Annotated in this window: 24 protein-coding genes; 16 read left to right on the top strand and 8 right to left on the bottom strand. The window is 64.9% G+C overall.

Annotated features, from left to right (window positions below):
• Positions 1 to 119: 119 nt before the first annotated feature.
• Complete coding sequence (locus tag B3349_RS00525) at positions 120 to 1,601, bottom strand: sensor histidine kinase (protein WP_291585475.1); 1,482 nt, start codon at positions 1,599 to 1,601, stop codon at positions 120 to 122.
• Positions 1,598 to 2,314 carry a winged helix-turn-helix domain-containing protein gene (locus tag B3349_RS00520; protein ID WP_291585473.1) on the bottom strand — a complete coding sequence of 239 codons (717 nt, stop codon included), beginning with the start codon at positions 2,312 to 2,314 and terminating at the stop codon, positions 1,598 to 1,600. The genes B3349_RS00525 and B3349_RS00520 overlap by 4 nt, the downstream gene beginning before the upstream one ends.
• A gap of 219 nt (positions 2,315 to 2,533) precedes the next feature.
• On the opposite strand from B3349_RS00520, the gene msrB reads away from it, so the two are divergent.
• From msrB to msrA, 3 genes are read left to right on the top strand one after another with little or no spacing between them, the layout of a single operon-like run.
• Positions 2,534 to 3,049 carry a peptide-methionine (R)-S-oxide reductase MsrB gene (gene msrB, locus B3349_RS00515; protein ID WP_291585470.1) on the top strand — a complete coding sequence of 172 codons (516 nt, stop codon included), beginning with the start codon at positions 2,534 to 2,536 and terminating at the stop codon, positions 3,047 to 3,049.
• Positions 3,050 to 3,076: 27 nt separating this feature from the next.
• Positions 3,077 to 4,909 carry a cytochrome c biogenesis protein DipZ gene (locus B3349_RS00510; protein WP_291585468.1) on the top strand — a complete coding sequence of 611 codons (1,833 nt, stop codon included), beginning with the start codon at positions 3,077 to 3,079 and terminating at the stop codon, positions 4,907 to 4,909.
• Positions 4,910 to 4,914: 5 nt separating this feature from the next.
• Positions 4,915 to 5,655: a peptide-methionine (S)-S-oxide reductase MsrA gene (gene msrA / locus B3349_RS00505; protein ID WP_291585466.1), complete on the top strand. Its 741-nt coding sequence runs from the start codon at positions 4,915 to 4,917 to the stop codon at positions 5,653 to 5,655.
• Positions 5,656 to 5,753: 98 nt separating this feature from the next.
• Here msrA and B3349_RS00500 read toward each other — a convergent pair whose 3' ends face one another.
• The gene (locus B3349_RS00500) at positions 5,754 to 6,320 is read right to left on the bottom strand and encodes a fasciclin domain-containing protein (protein WP_291585464.1); all 567 of its coding nucleotides are present in this window, start codon (positions 6,318 to 6,320) and stop codon (positions 5,754 to 5,756) included.
• A 438-nt stretch (positions 6,321 to 6,758) separates the two neighbouring features.
• Here B3349_RS00500 and B3349_RS00495 point away from each other — a divergent pair, with 438 nt between their 5' ends.
• Positions 6,759 to 7,334 carry a TetR family transcriptional regulator gene (locus B3349_RS00495; protein ID WP_291585462.1) on the top strand — a complete coding sequence of 192 codons (576 nt, stop codon included), beginning with the start codon at positions 6,759 to 6,761 and terminating at the stop codon, positions 7,332 to 7,334.
• A 125-nt stretch (positions 7,335 to 7,459) separates the two neighbouring features.
• Positions 7,460 to 8,485 carry an NAD-dependent epimerase/dehydratase family protein gene (locus B3349_RS00490; RefSeq protein WP_291585460.1) on the top strand — a complete coding sequence of 342 codons (1,026 nt, stop codon included), beginning with the start codon at positions 7,460 to 7,462 and terminating at the stop codon, positions 8,483 to 8,485.
• A 23-nt stretch (positions 8,486 to 8,508) separates the two neighbouring features.
• Here B3349_RS00490 and B3349_RS00485 read toward each other — a convergent pair whose 3' ends face one another.
• Complete coding sequence (locus tag B3349_RS00485) at positions 8,509 to 9,492, bottom strand: aldo/keto reductase (RefSeq protein ID WP_291585458.1); 984 nt, start codon at positions 9,490 to 9,492, stop codon at positions 8,509 to 8,511.
• Between the two features lie 69 nt (positions 9,493 to 9,561).
• Here B3349_RS00485 and B3349_RS00480 point away from each other — a divergent pair, with 69 nt between their 5' ends.
• Positions 9,562 to 9,948: a MerR family transcriptional regulator gene (locus B3349_RS00480; protein WP_291585455.1), complete on the top strand. Its 387-nt coding sequence runs from the start codon at positions 9,562 to 9,564 to the stop codon at positions 9,946 to 9,948.
• Between the two features lie 178 nt (positions 9,949 to 10,126).
• Here the strand turns inward: B3349_RS00480 and B3349_RS00475 are convergent, their stop codons facing one another.
• Positions 10,127 to 11,020, bottom strand: a complete 894-nt coding sequence (locus tag B3349_RS00475; protein WP_291585453.1) for a LysR family transcriptional regulator — start codon at positions 11,018 to 11,020, stop codon at positions 10,127 to 10,129.
• A 137-nt stretch (positions 11,021 to 11,157) separates the two neighbouring features.
• Here B3349_RS00475 and B3349_RS00470 point away from each other — a divergent pair, with 137 nt between their 5' ends.
• From B3349_RS00470 to B3349_RS00460, 3 genes are all read left to right on the top strand, one after another.
• Positions 11,158 to 12,270: an alpha/beta hydrolase gene (locus B3349_RS00470; protein ID WP_291585451.1), complete on the top strand. Its 1,113-nt coding sequence runs from the start codon at positions 11,158 to 11,160 to the stop codon at positions 12,268 to 12,270.
• 82 nt (positions 12,271 to 12,352) lie between these two features.
• The gene (locus B3349_RS00465; protein WP_291585903.1) at positions 12,353 to 13,483 is read left to right on the top strand and encodes an MFS transporter; all 1,131 of its coding nucleotides are present in this window, start codon (positions 12,353 to 12,355) and stop codon (positions 13,481 to 13,483) included.
• Positions 13,484 to 13,867: 384 nt separating this feature from the next.
• On the top strand, positions 13,868 to 14,236 hold the full coding sequence (locus B3349_RS00460) for a DUF1428 domain-containing protein (protein ID WP_291585450.1): 369 nt from the start codon (positions 13,868 to 13,870) through the stop codon (positions 14,234 to 14,236).
• Positions 14,237 to 14,277: 41 nt separating this feature from the next.
• On the opposite strand, the gene B3349_RS00455 is transcribed toward B3349_RS00460, so the two are convergent.
• Positions 14,278 to 15,288, bottom strand: a complete 1,011-nt coding sequence (locus tag B3349_RS00455) for a LysR substrate-binding domain-containing protein (protein ID WP_291585449.1) — start codon at positions 15,286 to 15,288, stop codon at positions 14,278 to 14,280.
• A gap of 179 nt (positions 15,289 to 15,467) precedes the next feature.
• On the opposite strand from B3349_RS00455, the gene B3349_RS00450 reads away from it, so the two are divergent.
• Complete coding sequence (locus tag B3349_RS00450; RefSeq protein WP_291585447.1) at positions 15,468 to 16,103, top strand: LysE family translocator; 636 nt, start codon at positions 15,468 to 15,470, stop codon at positions 16,101 to 16,103.
• Positions 16,104 to 16,264: 161 nt separating this feature from the next.
• Here B3349_RS00450 and B3349_RS00445 read toward each other — a convergent pair whose 3' ends face one another.
• Positions 16,265 to 17,134, bottom strand: coding sequence for a LysR family transcriptional regulator (locus B3349_RS00445; RefSeq protein ID WP_291585445.1), 870 nt, complete (start codon positions 17,132 to 17,134; stop codon positions 16,265 to 16,267).
• A gap of 91 nt (positions 17,135 to 17,225) precedes the next feature.
• On the opposite strand from B3349_RS00445, the gene B3349_RS00440 reads away from it, so the two are divergent.
• A complete protein-coding gene (locus tag B3349_RS00440) occupies positions 17,226 to 17,606 on the top strand; it encodes a tautomerase family protein (protein ID WP_291585442.1) in 381 nt (126 codons plus the stop codon).
• A 13-nt stretch (positions 17,607 to 17,619) separates the two neighbouring features.
• Here B3349_RS00440 and B3349_RS00435 read toward each other — a convergent pair whose 3' ends face one another.
• Positions 17,620 to 18,558 carry a LysR substrate-binding domain-containing protein gene (locus B3349_RS00435; protein ID WP_291585440.1) on the bottom strand — a complete coding sequence of 313 codons (939 nt, stop codon included), beginning with the start codon at positions 18,556 to 18,558 and terminating at the stop codon, positions 17,620 to 17,622.
• Positions 18,559 to 18,763: 205 nt separating this feature from the next.
• On the opposite strand from B3349_RS00435, the gene B3349_RS00430 reads away from it, so the two are divergent.
• The 5 genes from B3349_RS00430 to B3349_RS00410 all read left to right on the top strand — a co-directional run bounded on the left by B3349_RS00430 (position 18,764) and on the right by B3349_RS00410 (position 22,968).
• Complete coding sequence (locus tag B3349_RS00430) at positions 18,764 to 20,029, top strand: MFS transporter (RefSeq protein ID WP_291585438.1); 1,266 nt, start codon at positions 18,764 to 18,766, stop codon at positions 20,027 to 20,029.
• 320 nt (positions 20,030 to 20,349) lie between these two features.
• Positions 20,350 to 20,922, top strand: a complete 573-nt coding sequence (locus tag B3349_RS00425) for a DUF3455 domain-containing protein (RefSeq protein ID WP_291585436.1) — start codon at positions 20,350 to 20,352, stop codon at positions 20,920 to 20,922.
• Positions 20,923 to 20,990: 68 nt separating this feature from the next.
• On the top strand, positions 20,991 to 21,566 hold the full coding sequence (locus tag B3349_RS00420; protein ID WP_291585435.1) for a sigma-70 family RNA polymerase sigma factor: 576 nt from the start codon (positions 20,991 to 20,993) through the stop codon (positions 21,564 to 21,566).
• Positions 21,563 to 22,306, top strand: coding sequence for an anti-sigma factor (locus tag B3349_RS00415; protein WP_291585433.1), 744 nt, complete (start codon positions 21,563 to 21,565; stop codon positions 22,304 to 22,306). The genes B3349_RS00420 and B3349_RS00415 overlap by 4 nt, the downstream gene beginning before the upstream one ends.
• Positions 22,307 to 22,734: 428 nt before the next feature.
• The gene (locus B3349_RS00410; protein WP_291585431.1) at positions 22,735 to 22,968 is read left to right on the top strand and encodes a hypothetical protein; all 234 of its coding nucleotides are present in this window, start codon (positions 22,735 to 22,737) and stop codon (positions 22,966 to 22,968) included.
• Positions 22,969 to 22,975: the final 7 nt, after the last annotated feature.

The following is a 22,975-nucleotide window of genomic DNA, read 5'->3' as shown; positions in this document are numbered from 1 at the left end:
CGGTGGCTCAAGCAGAAAGCAGGCACGTTCTGCAAACGTCCGCTCCTGGTCCCTCCCGCCTGCGACGGGGACATCCCGCTGCGGGCCGATGACTCCGACCCAGCCAGGTCCAGCCCGGGCTAAGCCGCTGCAGACCGGGGCAGCGAGAACCGGAACGTGGCGCCTGCCCCGTCACCGTCACGGCCATCGTCACCGTCGATCAACTGGATGGTCTGGCCATGCAGTTCCAGCATCTTGTGCACGATGCGCAGTCCCAGCCCGCCATCACGGCGCGCACCGCCCACCGTGAAGGGCCGGCGAAACAGCCCCTCCCGCAGCTCCGGTGGGATGCCCGGGCCCGAGTCGCGCACCGTCACTTCGCACGCGTCACCGGCCACCGCAATGCCGACCGTGATCGACCCGCCTTCCGGCGTGTAGCGCAGAGCGTTGTCCAGCAGATTGCTCAGCACCCGTTCGATCATGCCCACATCGGCGCTGACCGCAGGAAGCTGCGGCGGAAAATGCGCGTGCAGGGCGACATGGCGCGACTGTGCGCGCAGCTCGAATTTCTGGAACACGTCCTGCACCAGATCCACCAGCGAAAACGACTCCAGCTGCGGCTGCACAAAGCCGTATTCCAGCCGCGCCAGCTCGAACAGGCTCTGGGACAAGGCGCCCACCTGCCGGCTTTGCTCCAGCGCGATGCCCAGATAGCGTCTGCGCTCCAGGGGCGTCAGCGTGGCATCCTTCAGCAGCAGGGTTTCCAGATAGCCATGCAGCGACGACAGCGGCGTGCGCAGATCATGCGATACGTTGGCAATCAGCTCCCGGCGCTCCTGGTCCTGCCGCGTCAGGGCGGTCCACTGCTCGCCGATGCGCTGGACCATCTGCCGGTAGGCGGCATCCAGCACGGCGATCTCGTCGCGGCTGTCGGCACTGGCATCGGAAGCAAGCGCCGGCAGGGCGGGGGGCGCGCCGTGGATGTCGAACTGTCGCACCGATTCGGTCAGGCGCCGCAAGGGGCGGGTGATCAGGGTGAAGGCCACCAGACCCGCAGCCAGGCACAGCAGGCCCACCATCCCGATCGACAGCAGCGCCGTCTTCAATACCGCATCGGCAGACCCCTGGGCTGCCAGCAGGTCGTGCGCCTCCCCCAGCAGCACCACATAGATGTAGCCGACCTGCCGGCCATTCACGCTCAGCGGGGCGGCGCTGAACACCTTGCGGCCGTCGGCGCTTCGGGGGTCATCGCCCAGAATGGGGAGCATCCGGCCTTCGAGAAAACGCTGCAGCGGCGCCAGATCCACGCGGTCGCGGCGCAGCCGGCCGTCAGGCGCGGCATGGCCGGCAATGCGCCCGTCTGGCTCCAGCAGATAGACCTCCACACTGGGGTTCAGCATCATCAGCTGGTTGAACAGGTCGCGCACCGCATTGGGCATCAGGCCGTTGGCATCGGTCAGCTGGGCATTGCGGGCAATGCTCTCGGCCACATCGCGCGACAGTGCCTGCACCACCTCCAGCTCGTGCATGCGGTTGGAACGCACCTGCAGCCAGGCCGAGGTACCGCTGCACAGCAGCAGCAGGGCGGCGAACACGATCGCCAGTCGTTGCGTCAGCTTCATTGTCCGCCCCCGGCTTGCGCAAACTTGTACCCACGGCCCCAGACCGTGAGGATGCGCACAGGCTGCGCCGGATCGGCTTCGACCTTGGCGCGCAGCCGGTTGATGTGGGTGTTCACGGTGTGCTCATAGCCCTCGTGCTGGTAGCCCCACACGGCGTTGAGCAGGTCCATGCGCGAAAACACCTTGCCGGGCTGGCGGGCAAAAAAGTACAGCAGATCGAACTCGCGCGGTGTCAGATCCAGGCGGTCACAGTGCAGCCGTGCATCCCGGGTCACCGGGTCCATGGCCAGGCCGTCGATCAGCAGGCTGCCGGACTCCATCCGCGCAGTCTGTGCCAGTGCGTCCACCCGGCGCAGCAGGGCTTTGACCCGCGCCACCAGCTCCAGCACGGAAAACGGCTTGGCCAGGTAGTCATCGGCCCCGATTTCCAGGCCCAGGATGCGGTGCACCTCGCTGGAACGGGCGCTGATGATGATGATCGGCGTGTACCGCGTCATGGCCCGCGCCTGGCGGCAGATCTCCAGACCATCGACGCCGGGCAGCATCAGGTCCAGCACCAGCGCATCCCAGCCGCCGCGCTGCAGCTGCGCCAGACCGTCATCGCCGCGCGCGCAGTGCACCACGTCCAGTCCCTCGTCCCGAAGGTGTAGCGCCAGCAGATCGGCAATGTGGGCATCGTCCTCAACCAGCAGGATGCGGCGGGCAGTGGTCATGGCTTATGTGTTCCGGGATGGGCTGGAGGGCAGCGTGGCAATGCTGCCGGCGCCTGCTGGTCCATTTGTTTGTCTATTGCGTGCTATTGCGTACCTATTGGCGTGTCTATTGTCCGCAATACCGGGGCAGGGAGTTATCACGAATCTTTTAACTTTGCGTGAGGACTTCGCGAGGACGGCTTCGTAATCTGGATCCATCGCATCCAGAAAGCCACTGCCATGACCACCACCCGACGCCACCTGCTGCTGGGCACTGTCGCCTCCGTCGCCTCTGCCTCCGCCGCCTTGCTGTCCGCCAGCCTGTTTCCCCGCCGAGCCACGGCGGCGGGCGCTGCGGAAATCTTCGAAGTCAGCTACACCGATGCGCAGTGGCGGGAGAGGCTCACTCCCCAGCAGTACGCGGTGCTGCGCCGCGAGGGCACGGAGCGCCCTGGCAGCAGCCCGCTCAACCAGGAGCACCGTCCCGGCACCTTTGCCTGCGCCGGCTGTGCGCTGCCCCTGTTCGCCTCCACCACCAAGTTCGACAGCGGCACCGGCTGGCCCAGTTTCTGGAAGCCCCTGGACAACGCCGTGGCCACGCGCCAGGACCGGAGCTACGGAACCGTGCGCACCGAAGTGCATTGCCGGCGCTGCCGGGGGCATCTGGGCCATGTCTTTGACGACGGTCCTCCTCCCACGGGCCTGCGCTACTGCATGAACGGCGTGTCGCTCACCTTCACTCCCAAAGCGGCCTGAACCGCCTGCCGTCCCAAGGAGCACGCCATGCTACTCATCGTACTTGCCTACCTCGGCGGGGTGCTGACCATCGTCAGCCCCTGCATCCTGCCCGTACTGCCGTTTGTGTTCTCCCGCGCCAGCCAGCCCTTCATGCGCAGCGGCCTGCCGCTGCTGGCGGGCATGGCACTCACCTTTGCGGTGGTCGCCTCGCTGGCCGCCGTCGGCGGAGGCTGGGTGGTCGCCGCCAACCAACTGGGGCGCGGGTTGGCCCTGGCGCTCATGGCCGCCTTTGCGCTGGCCCTGCTGTGGCCCGGTCTTTCCGAGCGGCTGACCCGGCCGCTCGTGGCCATGGGGTCGCGCCTGTCGGACACGGCACAGACCGAAGGGTCGCCCCGCATCGGCTCCTCCGTCCTGCTGGGCGTGGCCACGGGGCTGCTGTGGGCCCCCTGTGCCGGTCCCATCCTCGGATTGATCCTGACAGGCGCTGCGCTGGAAGGCGCCAACGCCACCTCCACACTGCTGCTGCTGGCCTATGCCGCCGGTGCAGCCACCTCCATGGCCGCCGCACTGCTGCTGGGGGGCAAGGTGTTTGCCGCGCTCAAACGCTCGCTGGGTTTTGGCGAATGGGTGCGCCGCGGCCTGGGTGCTGCCATGCTGGCCGGCGTGGCCGCCATTGCCCTGGGCCTGGATACCGGCGTGCTGGCGCAGCTGTCGACCGCCTCCACCGGCGGTATCGAGCAAAAACTCGTTGATCGCCTGAAGAAGCCGCAGGACGGCGAGGCCATGGCCATGCGCGGCAACTCCACCATGATGATGCAAGGGCCTGCCATGGCGCCTGCGGACAACGGCGCCATGATGGCTGCGGGCGGTGCCATGCGCAGGGCCGGAGCAGCGGGTGGGGCATCAACCTTGCCAGACGAAGGGCTGGCGCCGTCGCTGGACGGGGCCACGCAATGGCTCAATTCCGCCCCGCTGACCGCCCAGGACCTGCGCGGCAAGGTGGTCCTGGTCGATTTCTGGACCTATTCCTGCATCAACTGCCTGCGCACCTTGCCCTACGTGAAGGCCTGGGCCGAGAAGTACCGTGACCAGGGCCTGGTCGTCGTCGGGGTGCATGCGCCCGAATTCGCCTTCGAGCGTGACATCGGCAACGTCACCAAGGCCATCAAGGACCTGGGCATTTCCTACCCGGTTGCCGTGGACAACAAGTACGCCATCTGGCGCGCCTTCCAGAACCAGTACTGGCCGGCGCACTATTTCATCGATGCCACTGGCCGCATCCGCCACCACCACTTCGGCGAAGGCGGCTATGCGGAATCGGAACGCGTGATCCAGCAGCTCCTGCAGGAGGCAGGGGCCACCCAGACCGCGATGGGCCTGACGGAGGTGGATGCCACGGGGGTGCAGCTGGCCGCCAATACCGACGCCATCCGCTCGCCAGAAACCTATCTGGGTTACGAACGGGCCGAACACTTCGCCTCCACTCCCCCAGCCGTGCACGACCAGGCCACGGTCTATGCCGGCCCTGCACGCCCCGCCTTGAACGCCTGGGGCCTGGAGGGGCAGTGGTTGGTGGGCCCGGAAAGCGCCACGCTGTCGGCATCGACCGGTCGCATCGTCTACCGCTTCCAGGCGCGCGACCTGCATCTGGTGCTGGGCCCGGGGGCCGATGGCAAGCCCGTGCGCTTCAAGGTCCGTATCGACGGCAAGCCGCCGGGCGACGCGCATGGCATGGATGTCGCGGCCGACGGCAGCGGCACCGTGACATCGCAGCGGCTGTACCAACTGGTGCGGCAGCCGGGCGACATTGCCGAACGCACCTTCAGCATCGAGTTTCTGGACCCAGGCGTCTCTGCCTACGCCTTTACCTTTGGATGACCGCCATGAACACGTCTACCCCATCCCCCCTGGTGCCCAGCCGGCGCACCATGCTCCAAGCCCTGTCCGCCGGTTTCGTGCTGGCGGGCGGCAGCCTGCTCTGGCAGCGCACGGCGCTTTCTGCGGAAGAGGCGGTGCGCATCCCCGCACCGGCCCAGGACTTGCCACCGGGCGCCACAGCGCCGCAGCGCGCCATATTCGCCGGCGGTTGCTTCTGGGGCGTGCAGGGGGTCTTTCAGCACGTCAAGGGCGTGCAGCGTGCCGTTTCCGGCTACAGCGGGGGCACGGCCTCCACGGCCTCGTACGAACTTGTCAGCCGGGGCAACACCGGCCATGCGGAATCCGTGGAAGTCACGTTCGACCCGGCCCAGGTGAGCTATGGCACGCTGCTGCAGATCTTTTTTTCCGTGGCCCATGACCCGACCCAGCTCAACCGCCAGGGGCCCGACACCGGCACGCAGTACCGCTCTGCCATTTTTGCGACCAGCCCCGCGCAGAACCAGGTGGCGCAGGCCTACATCGCCCAGCTGGATGGGGCCCGTGTATACCGCAAACCTATCGTGACGCGCCTGGAGGACAAGCCCAGCTTCTATCCGGCCGAGGTCTACCACCAGGACTTCATGACCGAGAACCCGCGCCATCCCTACATTGCCATCAACGACCGGCCCAAGGTGGAAAACCTCCAGCGCCTGTTTCCGGACAGCTACCGCAAGGAGCCCGTGCTGGTGAAGAAGGCGCGCTACTGAACGCCTGATGCGTCTGTGACGCTGCTGCAAGGGCAAACCTTCAGCCCATTGCAGCAGCGTCACCTTGGCCTTATTCGGCCTTATCTGCCCTTATGTCCTTATTTGGGCAGCAGCACCTCGTCGATGACGTGGATCACCCCATTGGACTGGTAGACGTTCGGGATGGTCACGGTGGCCACGCCGCCTTTTTCATCGGTGAGCATGATCTTCGAGCCCTTGGCCTTGGCCACCAGCGTGCCGCCGCTGACAGTCTTGATGCTGGCCATGCCCTTGCCATCCTTGACCATCTTGCCCAGGGCTGCGGCATCCCATTTGCCCGCAACCACATGGTAGGTCAGTACCGTGGTCAGCATCCCCTTGTTTTCGGGCTTCAGCAAAGTGTCCACCGTACCGGCAGGCAGGGCGTCAAAAGCGGCATTGGTGGGGGCAAACACCGTGAAAGGGCCGGGTCCCTTCAAGGTCTCGACCAGCCCCGCCGCCTTGACGGCAGCCACCAGCGTGGTGTGGTCCTTGGAGTTGACGGCGTTGTCGATGATGTCCTTGGACGGCAGCATGGGGGCACCGCCAACCATCACATCCGCCGCCATGGCGGCCACTGAGGTGGCGGACACCACGAGTGCCAGACCGAAAGAGGCCAGTGTGCGTGTGCTGTGAATCGATGTCATGGAAAGCTCCTGGGTAGGTGGAACACATGCCGCGACGCTGCGGCTGATATGAATACGCTGCCCAGGCAGGAGTGGATTCAGAAATTTCAACGCATCCTGTTTTTTGGGGCCGCTGATTTGCATCCGGTTGTGTGTTTCGAACACGCAAGCAACCGCGGACCGCGACGTTGGTCATGCTCAGGACGCAGCAGTTTCTGGATCCATCTGGATGGAGGTATTTCCCGGCATCGGCCTGCAGCCCGATTGCATTTATTCCAATGCGTGCAGCGAATGGTGGGCACGCAGCCTTCGGCGATGACGGCTGCCGACCCATTGCGGTCGGTCAGCTTTCGTTGGCCGATGTCGGCTTTGCAGAGGAAGCGGGCTTCACTAGCAGTTGACCAACACGCTTCCATAAATTAATATCCAACCGTTCGGAAATTAATTTATGGAAGCTTTATGGGACGCACTCGTGTCATTGATCGAGACCAATTGCTGGACGCTGCGGAGCGCGTTGTCGCTCGCGACGGTGCGGCGAAGATGACACTCGAGTCTGTGGCTTCGGAAGCAGGTGTCAGCAAGGCCAGTGTTCTCTATGACCATAAAACCAAGCAGGCGTTGACCGCGGCCCTTGTTCGCAGAGCCCTGGAGCGAGACAACGCCTTTAATGCAGCCGCGGCCGAGCGCCTGGGCGATGTCGATGCCCGCGTGTTGCGAGGGCGCATCGCCGCAGCGGCCGATCCCCTGCCGCCTGAGCAACGCGCCGTAGCGCTAAGCCTTTGCGCTGCCTTGGCCCAGGATGCCGGCCTGAGGCAGTCGATGCAGGCGAACCAGTCTGCGGTGATTCAGGCACTCCAGGCAGATACAGCGCAGCCGCGAGCAGCCCTTTTGGCCTACCTGGCACTTGAGGGCTTAAAGCTGCTCGAGAGCCTTGACTTTCACACCTTCGCTAAGCCCGAGCGAGACCGCCTTCTACAAGAAATCGAAGATCTGGCGGCATCCGCCGTGCCCCCCATGTCTGCGCCCGCTGCGTAAGCGGCTTCGCTGAGACCCTTCCTTTCCATCGTCCTGGCCGGACATCGGTCGACCGTTGATGCGGTCGGCGGCTTTGTCACGGCCAAATGTCAGCACATCGCGCTGTCTTCTTGGTAAGTCCCCCCATGAGCTCTTCCCATTCCCTCGATTTGTCGTTCGCAACGAAGCCGCCGTTCCGCCGGCTCTTTCTCACCGGCGGTAGCGGTTACGTCGGCCGCAATCTGATTCGGCACTTTGTGGCCCAAGGGGTCGAAGTCATAGCGCTGGCACGCAGCGAGCAGGCTCGTGGAACTGTGCAGGCCTTGGGCGCGAAGCCGTTCGAGGGCGATTTGTTCTCCCCGCTGCTGAGTGCGGGCATGACAGGTTGTGATGCGCTGATTCACGCTGCCGCTGACACCGATCACGGCCTGGCATCGGACGCTCAAAGGCGGACAAACGTCGACGGTACTCGGCTCGTGTTCGCGGCTGCATCAAGAGCGGGCGTGCGCCGTGCCGTTCACCTAAGCACTGAGTCTGTGTTGCTGGATGGCCGCCCGCTGGTGGATGCTGATGAAGACCGGCCGATCCCGGTGCGTGCCGTCGGAGGCTACTCGGCAACCAAGGCTCAAGCTGAGCGTGAGGTGATGACCGCGTCAGGGCCGGGCCTCGAGGTCGTGATCGTCCGCCCACGATTCATCTGGGGCCGGGATGACACCACCGCGCTGCCGCAGTTGCTGCAAGCTGTCGATACAGGCAAGTTCGCCTGGATTGACGGTGGGAGCTACCGCACATCTACGACGCATATCGGCAATCTAGTGCACGGTATCGAGCGCGCCTTGGTCGCGGGAACGCCAGGTGCCTGCTACTTCATCTCCGACGACGACACCGTGGAATTCCGCAGTTTCATCAGCGCTCTGCTCGAAAGCCAGGGGCGCCCAGTGCCTGTAAAGCAGGTACCTGGCTGGCTTGTGCGCACAGTGGCAACCATCAGTGAACGAGTATCGGCAATGACAGCCGGACGGTGGCAACCGCCAGTGACACGGCAATCGTTGGCGACGTCCGCTGTCGAAGTGACATTGAATATCGACAAGGCTCGCCGCGAACTGGGCTACAGGCCACCGGTCGGCCGCGCTATGGGCTTGGCCGAACTCAAGGCGCTGCACAGCCACTGAATGACCGCGTAGTCTTTGGGATCTTAGATCGCCTCGCCCTGAACTGCCTTCGCCAGCGGATCTAGCGCCGCCAATTCCGGCTCGTCCAACCTGATGGCGGCTGCGGCCACATTTTCTGCCAGCCGGCTACGCCGGCGCGTTCCCGGGATAGGCACCAAGTTCACACCCAGTTGTCGTGCACGGGCATACAACCACGCCAGCGCGAGTTGCGCACTCGAAATGCCGCGACGCGCGGCGAGCGTGTCCAGGGTCGTCACGAGCCGCTCGTTGGCGGCCTGGTTCTCTGTCGAGAAACGAGGAAAGTGCCGCCGGAAGTCGTTTGTAGCGAGACCTCCCGCAAAGCCCGCACCTGTCAGCAGTCCTCGGCCCAGGGGCGCGAAGGGCACGATGGCGATTCCCAACGAAGCAGCGAGCGGGGCAATGCTCTCTTCGATCTGCCGGCTGAAAAGCGACCATTCGGACTGCAGGGCTGCAATCGGATGAATGGAATGGGCCTGACGAAGTTCATCCGCGCTCACCTCACAGAGACCGAGTGCGCGCACCTTGCCTGCCCTCACGAGATCGGCCATGGCGCCAATCGAGTCTTCGAGCGGCACTTCCGGCGTGTGCCGGTGCATGTAGTACAGGTCGATGACGTCGATACCCAGGCGAGCGAGCGACTTGTCCACGGCGCGGCGGATGTATTCCGGGCGGTTGCTCAGGCTCCAGTCGTCGGGGGCTTCCGGCGAGCGGGTGTAGCCAAATTTTGTGGCCAGCACGACCTGACTGCGATGTGCTCGGACAAAGGGGCCAAGAAAACTCTCGTTGGCTCCCAGTCCGTACATATCTGCCGTGTCGAACAGCGTAACCCCTAAGTCCAAAGCATGACTCAAGGTGGCGCGGGCCTCAGCGACATCTGTGTCGCCATAAAACTCGCTCATCCCCATGCAGCCAAGACCTTGGGCTCCGACCTGAAGGCCGTTCGAACCAAGTTGGACAGGGGATAAGCGGCCGATAGGGTGTTGCATTGCGAGAACTCCAAGTGAAAGAGCGCCTGTTATAAGTACGTAGTGCACTACAGGGTCAAGGGTTATCGCATGCTGATTTCGGAGTTCGCGAACACGGTTGGGCTGTCTACGGAGACAGTCCGCTTCTATGTGGGCAAAGGGCTGTTGAAGCCTCGACGCAGCGCGCTTGGCGGGAAGAACTCCTACCAGGTCTTTTCGGCAGCGGACGTGACAGCTGTTCGCATGGTCCAGCTGCAAAAGTCGCTTGGTTACTCGTTAAGCGAAATCGCGGAACTCAATCGGGAGTATCGAAGCGGTGCGAAGTCAGCTTTACGCACAGCGGAGGTCTTGCGCAAACAGATCGAAAGACTTCAGGAACAACGCGCGCAACTAGACACTGCCTTGAGCTTTCTGACACAGAAACTGGCCTGGGTAGAAGGTGGCGGGCCCGGCGAAGCGCCACAGTTTCCGTGCTGAGCATCGCAAAGGGGCTTGTGTCGCGACACATGCGACGTTGAATCCAAGCGGCCGCTATCGACAAAAGCAGTCGTCTGCGGGAACGCTTCAAAGCGCTGCTTCTGGCCGATTCGCGACTGTCGCTGCCAGGCCCCAAGCTGCCAGTCAGTTACCCCTTTCAGCAGTTCCGTACCAGCAGTCATCCCCGGTACCTGACAGCCTCGACGAACGCTGAAAACGCTGGCGAGGCCTGGCGCCTGTTCGGGTAGTAGAGATGGAATCCCTGGAATGTGGGACACCACGATTTCAGCACACGCTTCAGTTGGCCATCTGCGATGTATGGGGCAGCCAATTGCTCGGGAACGTAGCCCAGCCCCAACCCATCAAGGCTGCTGTTGAGCACATGCATGATGCTGTTGAAGACCAGCTGACCGTCGCCTTTTACCGTGAAAATCTTGCCATCCTTCTCAAACTCCCAGGCGTAAATGGAGCCTGAAGGCCTGTGCCTGATGTTCACGCAACGATGGCGAGTCAAGTCATAGGGCGTTTTCGGTGGCGGGTGGCGCTCGAAGTACGCGGGCGAGCCTACGACGGCCAAGCTCCAATCGGGGCCGATGCGTACGGCAATCATGTCCTGGCTGACGGCCTCCCCCATCCGAATACCTGCATCAAACCGTTCTTCGACCACGTTGGTGAACCCGTAATCCACGAACAGCTCCAGCTTGATGTCTGGGTAGGCACTCAGGAACTCTGCGAGCAGCGGCCTCAGGCACAGTTCGATAATGTCGTCTGTGCAGGTGATGCGGATGGTTCCTGCGGGCTTGTCGCGCAGTTCTCCAAGAGCCTCCACCTCTGCGGCAATCTGCTCAAACAGCGGAGCGATGGAGCGCATCAGACGGTCACCAGCCTCCGTCGTGGAAACATTGCGGGTCGTGCGGGCAAGCAAACGAATGCCCAGACGTTCCTCCAACGCCTTCATGGAGTGACTGAGGGCAGAGGGCGTGATACCCAGCTTGGCTGCCGCTTTGGTGAAGCTCTGGTCGCGTGCGACGGCCAGGAATGCTTGCAAGTCATCGGTTTTGGCAGATTTCATTGATGAGAAAAACTCACAAGTACATCAAGATTGCGCCATCTTATCGAAACCTCCCGTAGACACGACCATTCAGGGCACGGGCAGCTCAGCGTGTGGACTGCTGCCTTCTGAATCTGCATCTCTATCTGGAGTATCGAATGCACACACCAGCAATCACGGCCCCTGATCAATCCATCGTGAACGAGCGTCGAGACTTCCTGAGGACCACTGGCCTCGGCGTCGCAGCCCTGAGCGGTTTGTCCCTTGCCGGGCCAGTCAAGGCACAGGCCGCAGCACCGGTAGCCCCCGAAGGCGCTGACAATTTCTACAAGAGCAGCCGTGTTGTCATTGAGAAAGTCCGGTTCAAAAACCAGTACAACATGCAGGTGGTCGGCAACTTGGTGTCACCTCAGGAGCGCAAGCCTGGACAGCAGTCACCCGCCATCATCGTGGGTCACCCGATGGGCGCGGTGAAGGAGCAAAGCTCCATGCTCTATGCGCAGAAGCTGGCTGAACAAGGCTTTGTGACGCTGGCCATCGACCTGCCGTACTGGGGCGAAAGCGAGGGACAGCCGCGAAACCTGGTGGCCCCTGACACGTACGCCGAAGCATTCAGCGCTGCGGCAGACTACCTAGGTGCCCGCGCCAACATCGATCACAACCGCATCGGTGTGCTCGGTATTTGCGGCAGCGGAGGTTTTGCCATCAGCGCGGCCAAGCTGGACCTGCGCCTCAAGGCCATCGCTACGGTCAGCATGTACGACATGGGTGCGGTGACGCGCAATGGCCTGAACCAATCGCAGAATTTGGAGCAGCGTAAGGCTTCACTTGCCAAAGCCGCGGGACAGCGGGTTGCCGAGTTCGATAGCGGCAAGGGAATTTTCCTGGATTACCTTCCATTGCGATTGCCTGCGGATGCTGACCCCGTCACCCGCGAGTTCTGGGAGTTCTACCGCACACCTCGCGGCATCGCCATTCCCGAGGGCCGCACGCTGGAGTTGACGCAGAACCGCATGCTGACCAGCGAAGTTCGCTTCATGAACTTCTACCCGTTTAACGACCTGGAGCTGATTGCGCCGCGTCCGCTTTTGTTCATCGCCGGCGACAAGGCCCATTCCCGGGAGTTCAGCGAGGACGCCTACCGCAAAGCCACCGGTCCCAAGGAGCTGTTTTGGGTGCCAGGCGCCGGACACGTGGATCTCTATGACCGCGCGAACCTGATTCCCTGGAAAAAACTGACTTCGTTCTTTACCCAACATCTGCTGGCCTGAAGCCGTGCATCCTCAAGCTACAGTCAACGAAAGTCGCGAGCGCATCGTCGAAGGTGCTGCGCATTGGGGAGGTGTCTTTGCGATGACGCTCTGCGTCTTCGCTTTGATTACCTCGGAGTTCATGCCGGTCAGCCTGTTGACACCGATGGCAGCGGACCTTCACGTCAGCGAAGGTTGGGCAGGCTACGGCATTGCCATATCTGGCGCTTTTGCCGTGGTGACCAGCCTGTCCATCTCAAGGCTCTCCGGAACGCTGGACCGGAAGGTCCTGTTATTGGGACTAACAGGCCTGATGTGCCTGTCCGGCCTGGTCGTGGGTCTGGCGCCCAGCTACACCGTCTACATGGTGGGCCGTGCTTTGATTGGGGTCGTGATCGGTGGCTTCTGGTCCATGTCCGCTGCTGTCGCTATGCGGCTGGTTCCCACCCACCAGGTGGCTCGTGCACTGGCCATTTTCAATGGCGGAAATGCACTGGCCACAGTGGTGGCCGCCCCATTGGGCAGCTACCTGGGAAGCGTCATTGGCTGGCGCGGCGCATTTTTGTGTCTCGTGCCCATTGCGCTCGTTGCACTGGCGTGGCAATGGATGAGCTTGCCGTCTATGCGGACTGCGCCGCGTGCATCGGGTGCAGGCAATGTCTTTCGTCTGCTGGGGAATCCGCTCGTTGCGTTTGGAATGGCCGCTGCCGGCGTGTTTTTCATGGGGCAGTTCATGTTGTACACCTACCTCCGTCCTTTCTTGGAGGGGGTCACGCGAGTGGACGTACCGACGCTGTCGATGATTCTGCTGACCATCGGCATCGCCGGGTTCGTTGGCACATCGGTTGTTGGCACATTCCTGAAGATAGGGATGTACCGCACGCTGGTGGCTATTCCGTTGCTGATGGCTGCCATCGGCATTGCGCTTGCCCTGTTCGGCGACTCATTGGCCATTACCGCTGTGCTGCTGGGCGTGTGGGGGCTCATTGCGACCGCCGCACCGGTGGGCTGGTGGCTGTGGTTGTCTCGGTCACTGCCCGGCGATGCCGAGGCCGGCGGGGGGCTGATGGTTGCCGTCATTCAGCTATGCATCGCGCTGGGATCGACGGTTGGTGGTGTCCTGTTCGATGCAAGCGGGTATCGAGTCACTTTCGAGGTCAGTGCGGCACTGCTGCTGATTGCGGCGGTCCTGGCGCTTCTGACGTCGCGCCGTGGCAGATTCGTTGTGTCCTAGTTCTTTCTACCGCGAACGTCAGCTTGCGGCAGGATGCAGTCGGTCACAAACATTCGCCTCTGCGCAGGTTCACCGCATTACCATCACACTCCCAAACGCCGCGCCATTCTTGGGGGCAAGGCGCGGTGAACACCGGGCAGGCCAAGCCGGGCCAGGGCGCAGGTGCATGAGCGGGCCGGGCCATTCCAAGCCGCTCAGTGCGTTGTTTTGCTGTTTGCCGTTTGTCAGCGGTGAAGTGGACAGACCATGCCCGGCGCGGAGGGTGGATGCCGGGCTTTCGTCCTCAAGGGGGCTGCGCTGCAAGTACCGCAGCGTAGTGCTCTACGGGGATTCCGTAGCGGTGCTGCGCCAGCATCGACCGATTGAACCAGCAGGAGTGAACACATGTCCTATATCGATGGTTTCGTGATCGCTGTTCCCACCGCCAACAAGGAAAAATTCATCGCGCACGCGCGCTCGCTGGACCCGATCTTTCTTGAGCTGGGGGCCCTGCGGGTGATCGAGGCGTGGGGCGATGATGTGCCCGACGGCAAGCTCACCGACTTCCGGCGTGCGGTGCAGGCCACGCCCGAGGAGACGGTGGCTTTTTCGTGGGTCGAATGGCCGGACAAGGCCACGCGCGACGCCGGCATGAAGAAGATGATGGAAGACCCGCGCATGGACCCATCCACCCCCGGCAACCCGCCCATGCCCTTTGACGGCAAACGCATGATCTTCGGGGGCTTTGAACAGGTGGTCGAAGTAAAGGCCTGAAGCGGGCAGGGCTAGGGTGATCGAGCCTCTTCCGGTGCGCCTTATTCCGTTTCACGCAGCGTGCACCTCTCCACGCCCAGGTCTCCCAGGCGCGGCACGCGCGCCTTGAGCCAGCGCCCCAGCGCCCGGATGGCGCTGTCGTGGGCGCTGCCGCGCGGCCAGACTAGGTGGTAGCCGTCGCTGGTGGGCACAGCCGTGGGCACGGCGGCCACCAGCTGGCCGCTGCGCAGGGCGTCGGCGGCCAGGGCCAGGTCGGCCATGCTGACGCCGTGGCCCTGGATGGCGGCGGCCATGCCTTGCTCCAGCGTGTCAAACACCAGGGCCGTGGAGCTGTCCGGCTCCCGGGGCAGACCCAGGCCGGCGCACCAGCGGCGCCAGTCGCGCCGGTCGGGGGAGGGGTGGATGACCACGGTGTGCGGCAGTTGCTGCAGCAGCCGTGCGGCCTGTGCGGCCGATGGCGCTGTATCCGTTGTACCCGCTGCATCTGCTGTGTCTGCCACACTCGTGCCGGGCTGCAGGCCCAGTTGCTCGGCCACGGCGGGGCTGCACACCGGCAGCAGCCATTCGTCCACCAGCTTCAGGCTGTGCCACTGCGGGTGCGGGCGGAAGTGGCCCAGCAGCACCGCGCAGTCATAGGGCTCGCTGGCAAAGTCCACATGGTCCACATCCATCCACTGGCTGTGCAGCAGCACACGTTCCTGCGGCAGTGCGGGGCGGTGGGCCTGCAGCGCCGCCAGCAGCCAGCGGGTGGTAAGCGAGGTCGGGGCCTTCAGGCGCAGGCCATCGCTGCGCTGCTGCATGCGGGCGCAGGCACGCTCGATGGTGCGGAAGCCGGCGCCCAGCTCCTGCGCCAGCAGTTGGCCTTCGGCCGTCAGGGCCACGCGCGGGCCGTGGCGGGTGAACAGCGGGCGCTGCAGCTGCGCTTCCAGCGTGCGGACATGGCGGCTGATGGCGCTGGGCGTGAGGTGGAGCTCCTCCCCCGCGCGGGTGAAGGAGGCGGTGCGTGCGGCGGCCTCGAAGGCGCGCAGGGCATACAGCGGGGGCAGGGACATGGTGCGGAGCCCGCCCCACCGCAAGCGGTCTGCCGGGCGGGCATTGTGCGTAAAACTCACAGTGTAGATGCGTTATTTGCGTTTTGCGCAAAAGGCCGTGCCCACCAGAATGCGGCCCCGCTCCGGTCTTTTTGGGGCCTTTTGGGTCCTTTCTCCTGTCTTTGCCACTGTCTGCTCCCATGCCTGCTGCCCTGCTGCTGTCCTATGTGCTGTCCATCGTGCTGCTGATCGCCACCCCGGGCCCGGTCGTGGCCTACATCACCCAGGTGGCGCTGCTGCAGGGCCGGGGCATGGCTTGGCGCACGGCGCTGGGCACCAGCAGCGGGGCGCTGGTGCTGATGGCACTGGCGGCGCTGGCAGTAGGCGGGGTGCTGGTGTTGCAGCCGCAGGCGCTGGCCTGGCTGGGGCTGGCGGGCAGCGGCTTTCTGATCGTGTTGGCTGTCGGGGGGCTGCGGGCCTGGGGCGCCGCAGGGCGGCACAGCACGTCGGCCACGCGGGCCACCCCCGGGCGACTGGGCGGCTGGCGTCGCGGCTTTGGCGTGGCCGTGGCCAACCCCAAGGACATTCTGTTCTTTGCCGCGCTGTTCCCGCAGTTTCTGCACGCCGCCACCAACCCGCTGGCGCGGCTGAGCCTGCTGGCCGCCATCTGGGTGGGGCTGGACCTGCTGATCCTGGCTGGCTACATTGCCGCCGCCCAGCACCCGCGCGTGCAACGCCACCAGCGGGCGCTGACGCTGTGGTCCCTGCTGGCGCTGCTGGCCATGGCGCTGCTGGCGGCCGCCTGGTCGCTGCAGGCGCTGTGGCCGCAAGGGTGAATGCCAAGCGGCAGCGCGCCGGGCGTGGCGGCCGGGCTTAGAGCCGCTGACACAACCCTTGATACGTCGTTGCTTCGCCTTGTCGTACTTTTGTACTGCCTGCGGCTTCGCGCCTCGTCTCCAACGCAAACCTGCGGTTTGCTGGGTCGTGTTAGCGGCTCTTACGTGCGGATGGCGCTGCGGTAGGCCGCCGCCAATTCGTCCAGTGCGGCGCAGGCCCGTGCATCGCGGGTGTGGCTGTGCAGCAGAACCGGCAAGCGGGGCAGGGCCGGCAGGCCCAGCCGGGCGCCCACGTCCACGGCACCCAGGGGCAGCATGCGCGGCGCCAGGGCGGCGATGCCCAGTCCGGCCATCACGGCCTGGCTGACAGTGGCCACCCCGCCGCCCACAAACACTTCGGCCCAGGGCAGGGTGGCGGCATCCAGCAGCTTGCAGGCCATCTGGCGCACGCCGCAGGGCTCGGCAAGGGTCACGATGGGCAGGGGCTCGCCCGCACGCGGCTGCCAGTGCGGGGCCGCCAGCCAGCCAAATGGCTCTTCGGTCAGCACTTCGCCGTCGGTGCGCCCGGTGTGCAGGCGCACCAGGGCGGCATCCAGTTCGCGCCGGTCGTAGCGTTGCAGCAGCTCGCCGGACGAGCCGATGCGCAGCACGATCAGCAGATCGGGATGCCGGGCATTCAGGCGGGCGGCCAGCGCTGGCAGCTCGGGCCCGGCCACATGGTCGCTGATGCCGATGACCAGGCGCTGGCGTGCGCCGGTGAAGGCGCTCAGGGCCTGGTGGTGGGCCTCCAGCAGCGCACGCGCATGCGCCACAAAAGCCGTGCCCTGGGGAGACAGCTCCACATAGCGGGGCGTGCGTTCCAGCAGGCGGCAGCCCAGCCGGTCTTCCAGGCGCTTGAGCTTCAGGCTCACGGCCGCCTGCGTGGTCTGCAGCGTTTCGGCGGCGCGGGTGAAGCTGCCCAGCTCGGCCACCTGCAAAAAGGTGGCCACGGCATCCAGGTCCAGCGGGCGTTGCACAGGCTGTTTTGTCATTTCAAAAGTTTATCAATGAAATTCCTTTTGATAAATATTTGAAATGCCTAGCATGCAGACATCTTTCCTTCTTCACTTGCGGAGGTGTTCCATGCCCCTGACCCACATCACCCTGCGTGCCGGCAAGCCCGAGGCCTACCGCCAGGCGATCTTCGACAGCCTGCACCAGGCCATGCACGCCACATTCAACGTTCCCAAGGACAACCACTTCGCCACCATGGCGGAATGCGATGCCGCCCATTTCCGCTACAACGCCTCCTACCTGGGCGTGGCGCGCAGCGACGATCTGGTCATCGTCCAGATCACCGCCAACAACACCCGCAGCGAGGCCCAGAAGAAAGCGCTGTACCGCCAGATCGTGGAGCGTCTGGGCCACAGCCCCGGCATCCGCCCGGAGGATGTCTTCATCAGCCTGATCGAGGTGGACCGGGCCAACTGGTCGCTGGGCCATGGCGAGGCGCAGTACGCCTGAGCCGGCGCCGGGTTTAGACCCCTGGCTGCAGGCCCGGCTGCAGGCGGCTGTCCGCCCCAGCCTCCCGCTCCTGCGCTGCCGTCTCCAGCAGCCAGTCGCGCAGGGCGGCGGCGGCAGGGCGCAGCGGTGTGTGGCGCGGGGCCACCAGGTAATAGCCCTTGTCCACAGCCATGCGCAGCCCCAGCGGTTCGCACAGCACGCCGTCGCGCAGTTCCTGCTGGACCAGCAACGGGCTGCTCAGCACCACGCCCTGGTGGTGGCGTGCCGCTTCGATGGCCAGCATCGACTGGTCGAAGTGCAGGCTGGGCAGCCGGGCAATCTGCGCATCGCCCAGGCTGCTGAAGCGCCGCAGCCAGTCGCGCCAGTAGGGCAGCAGCGTGGTGTGCAGCAAGGTGGCGCGGGCGAGATCGTCCGGCTGGTGCAGGCCCAGGCGCTGGGCGTAGCCGGGTGCGCAGTACAGGTGGGCGCTGTCGGCGTACAGCAGCTCGGACTGCAGGCCCGGGGCCTGGCCGCCGAAGTGGCGCACCGCCAGGTCCACGCGGTCGCGCTCGAAATCCACCATGCTGGTGGTGGCGCTCAGGTGCAGCGAGATGTCGGGGCGCCGCTGCAGAAACGCCGCCATGCGCGGCGCAAACCATTTGGCGGCCAGCGTGGGTGGCATGGACAGCCACACCTGGTGCGAGGGCAGCAGCCGCAGCTGGTCGCTGGCCTGCTGGATGCGCGCCAGCGCCGGCTGCACGGCGGCCCAGTAGGTCTGGGCCTCGGGCGTGGGCTGGATCTGGCGGACGCTGCGCACAAACAGCGGCTGTCCCAGCCATTCCTCCAGCTTCTGGATCTGCTGTCCCACGGCACCCGGTGTGACATGCAGTTCTGCCGCCGCCATGGTGAAGCTGTGGTGTTTCATCACCGCATCGAAAACAGCCAGAGACTTCAATGGAATGGGGGTGTTCATGGTGCAGAAATTCTATGCCATGGCGGTTTTTAAATCGTTTGTCATGCGGCTGCGGAGATTTGACAATTTCGCCATCGTGGATCGCCTGTGGGCGTGAGGAGCTGGGTATGCCGGAGTGCAAGCAAGTGGTGGGGCAAGAAATTAGGCAAGAGGTGGGGCAAGCAATGGGGTCACTGACAGGGCGCGGCCTGCAATGGGGTGGCGCATGAAAGCCCGGGGCGCGTGGGGCCTGGTGCTGGTGGCCGCTGCCATCCTGATGGTGACCATGGGCGCGCGGCAGTCGCTGGGGCTGTTCATGTCGCCGCTCAATTCGGCCACCGGCCTGGGCATTGCCAAGATCAGCCTGGCCATGGCCATCGGGCAACTGGTGTGGGGCGCGGTGCAGCCGGTGTTCGGCGCCGTGGCCGACCGCTGGGGGCCGGGCCGGGTGATCGTGATCGGCGCCGCCCTGCTGGCGGCCGGCTGCGCGCTGACCACCCAGGTCACCAGCGAATGGGGGCTGATTGTGGCGGTGGGCCTGCTGAGCGCGGCGGGCGCCGGGGCGGGCAGCTTTTCCATCCTGATCGGCGCGACGGCGCAGCGCATCCCGGCCAACCGGCGTTCGGTGGCGGGTGGGGTCATCAATGCCGGCGGCAGCATGGGCCAGTTCATTTTTGCGCCGCTGAACCAGGCGGTGATGACCGCCTTTGGCTGGGTGTCAGCCATGTGGATGATGGCCGTGCTGGCCCTGTCCACCGCGCCCATGGCATGGTGGCTGCGCGGCACGCCGCGTGCGACAGAAGCTGCGCAGGGCGCCGCAGCCGGATCTGCCGTTCCCGCTGCTGCCGCCCCGGCTGCTGCGCCAGCGCCCGCCGGCATCACGCTGCGCGAGCAACTGCGCCAGGCACTGCGCAACAAGAGCTACTGGTGCCTGCACGCCGGGTTCTTCACCTGCGGCTTCCACATCGCCTTCCTGGTGACGCACATGCCCGGCGAGGTTGACCTGTGCGGGCTCAGCGCCAATGTGGCGTCCACCTCGCTGGCCATCATCGGCCTGGCCAACGTGGCGGGCAGCCTGGTGGTCGGCGCCATGGGCGAGCGCGTGCGCATGAAGATGATTCTGTTCTGGATGTACCTCTCGCGCGTGGTGGCCATCCTGCTGTACCTGGCTGCGCCCAAGGAGCCGGCCACCTTCTACATCTTCGCGCTGGCGCTGGGCGCCACCTGGCTGGCCACCGTGCCGCCCACGGCGGGGCTGACGGCCAAGCTGTTCGGCACCCGCTACCTGGCCACGCTGTTCGGCCTGACCTTGCTGAGCCACCAGGTGGGCGGTTTTCTGGGGGCGTGGCTGGGCGGCATCGCCATCACCACCACCGGCAGCTACGAATGGATGTGGTGGGCCGATGCGGTGTTGGCACTGCTGGCAGCGCTGGTGAACCTGCCGATCCGCGAAGCACGCCTGCCGGCACGCACGGCAGCGGCGGCGGCCTGACAACGGGGCCTGGAACACCACCACGGTGGCTGCCGCACAGAAGGCGCTGCAGCCACCCTTCAGGGTCCGTGCGCTGGCGCACGTGGCATGCGGCCAGTGGGGGCGGTGCATCCAGCAGCGCTTTCTGGACAGCCTGGTGCCTGGCGCCAAGGTGTCTTGCACGCCATGGGGCAAGTCCTTCGCAGACAGACAGTCAGACAAACGGTCCAAAAAAATATGTCGACAGGCCTGCATCCAAACAGCGCACTGGCGGGTAGTACCTGCAGCAACCCACACAACGGCTGCTCAACTTCCTCAACCATCCTGTCTGGAGAACCGAAATGTCGACCATCCGCATTGCACCCCGTCTCGCTGTCATTGCCACCGCTGCAGGCGCTGCGACCTTGCTTGTCGCCTGTGGCTCGATGCACCGGCCGTCGGGCACCTTCTCGCAGGCTTCGCTGCCTGCGCCCATCCAGGTTCCCGAGGGCAACAAGGTGGCCTGGGAAACAGTGGGCAGCGGCGACATCACTTACGAATGCCGGGACAAGGCCGGTATGCCAGGGCAGACCGAATGGGTCTTTGTCGGCCCGGAAGCCGTGCTCAAGAACCGGGCGGGCAAACCCGTCGGGCGCTATTACGGCCCGCCAGCCACCTGGGAAGCCAACGACGGCTCCAAGCTGACTGCCACGCAGATTGCCGTCGCACCTTCGGGCCCCGGCAATCTGCCCTACCAGTTGGTGAAGGCCAATCCAGCCATGGGCAATGGGGATCTGATGGGTGTGAGCTACATCCAGCGCGTGGCGCTGCAAGGCGGCGTGGCCCCGGCCGACAAACCCTGTACCGCCGCCACGAAGGGCCAGAAAGCCATGGTGAAGTACCAGGCCGACTACATCTTCTGGAAGCCCATGTGATTTCCGGGAGGGCGGCACGGCTACACTGGGGAAAGAACGCCCATTCATTTCCTTCCCCTTCATCCTTCGTGCCGACTGCCGCCCTCCACGACGACGCTTTCGACCATGACGCCGCGCTTCGGTCCTGTGCGCACGGTGACGGCGATGCTTTGCGGCGCATCTACGAACACGAATCGCGCTACCTGCTGGGCGTGGCCTTGCGCATCGTGCGCGACCGTGCCGCGGCAGAAGATGTGCTGCACGATGCGTTTGTGGCCATCTGGAGCCGTGCATCCAGCTTCGACCCCAGCCGAGGCGCCGGCAGGGGATGGATCTACAGCGTGGTGCGGCACATGGCGCTCAACCGGGTGCGCGACGGCGCCCGCGAGACCGTGCTGGACGAGCCGGCTGCCGCACACCTTGAGGCGCAGGCGGCGCTTGCAGCCTGGAACAGCGAAGGCGATGAACTGGCGCGGCAGGCCGAGCTCGGCCGCCTGGGGCATTGCCTCGACGGGCTGGAGCCGGCCCGGCGCGCCTGTTTGCTGCACGCCTACGTCGACGGCTGCACCCACAGCGAGATCGCGCTGCGGGTGCAGGCGCCGCTGGGCACGGTGAAGGCCTGGATACAGCGCGGACTGCGCGCCCTGCGGGAATGCATGCAATGAGTGGCGATACCCCCCCTGCACAGCCGATGGACGACGGCACTTTCGACGACTTGCAGACGCAGGCCGGAGAGTATGTGCTGGGCACCCTGGATGCCGCCCAGCGCCGCTCCGTGGAGTCCAGACTGCCGCACGAGCCGGCATTGCGCGCCGCAATCGATGCGTGGGAGCAGCGGCTGCTGCCGCTGACCACCCTGGCCGCACCCGTGGAACCAGCGCCTGGCCTTTGGCCACGCATTGCTGCCAGCATTGCGCCAGCGCGGCATGCCCGACCGGCACCGCTGCGCAGCCGCTGGTGGCGCTGGGACAGCCTTGCACTGTGGCGCGGCCTGGCAGGTACGGGCTTTGCCGCCACGGCAGTGCTTGCCACCGTGCTGCTGGTGCGGGACGCCGCTGCGCCCGCGGCTCCCCGTTACTTTGTGGTGCTGGCCGCACCGCAGAGCCAGGCCCCGGGCTGGCTGGTGCAGGCCCAGACCGAAGGGCGCCTGCGCCTGGTTCCGCTGGGGACCGACGCCGTACCGGCGGAGAAATCGCTGCAGTTCTGGACCAAGGCCGACGGCTGGAGCGCGCCGGTCTCTCTGGGCTTGGTCAAGCCTGGCGAAGCCATCGAGGTGCCCGTCGACAAGCTGCCCCCGCTGCAGCCCAATCAGCTGTTCGAGCTGACGCTGGAGCCTGCTGGCGGCTCGCCCATCGGCAAGCCGACCGGCCCCATCCAGTTCATCGGCCGGGCCGTACAGATCTAGCGCAGCAACGCTGCAGCGCATGCAGCGGGAGCCGCCAGCCAGGCGTTTCGGGGCCAGGCTTTTTTGTGCGCGCGTTTCTACAGCCGTTTTCACTGCCGTTCACGCCGCTGTGGGCGCAGCGCCCACCGCCCCCGGGGTCGTGCAAACCCTTGAAGTCCAACAAGTGTGGGCTGCGCAGAGGCCACAACCGGCTTCGTTCGGCCTGCCTGCACCCCCGGGAGCGTTCCAGGGCATCGATCCCGATGCGCTGCCAGTGCCCACTGTGCCGCTTGGCTATGCGGCCATGTGGCGGTGCAATGGCGACCGCTTCGGCGCGGCAAGGTCTTGCTGCCTGAAAATTATTTTTCAATGGCCTGTCAGGAATCCGTGGTCCGACACGACTAGATCACCGTGCACGTCGTGTGCATGCCATTGTCTAGGAGAGCAACATGACCGCTTTGAATCTCAGAACCATCGCCACGATTGCCGCTGCGCTGGTTGCTTCGTCAACCTGGGCTGCGGGTGGTGCAGAACAAAAGTGCGGGGCGGGAACCTGCGGCAAGAAGGAGTCCACCTGCAAGCCCGGCACCAAGTGCGATGCATCGTGCAGCAAAAAGGACAGCGCCTGCAGCAAGAAAGACGCTGCCTGCTCGAAAAAAGACGCTGCCTGTTCCAAGAAGTGAAGGGGCA

The organism is Comamonas sp. UBA7528, assembly GCF_002479375.1.
In the GTDB taxonomy this organism is placed as follows: Bacteria; Pseudomonadota; Gammaproteobacteria; order Burkholderiales; family Burkholderiaceae_C; genus Comamonas.
This window is presented reverse-complemented; position numbering and strand designations above follow the sequence as displayed.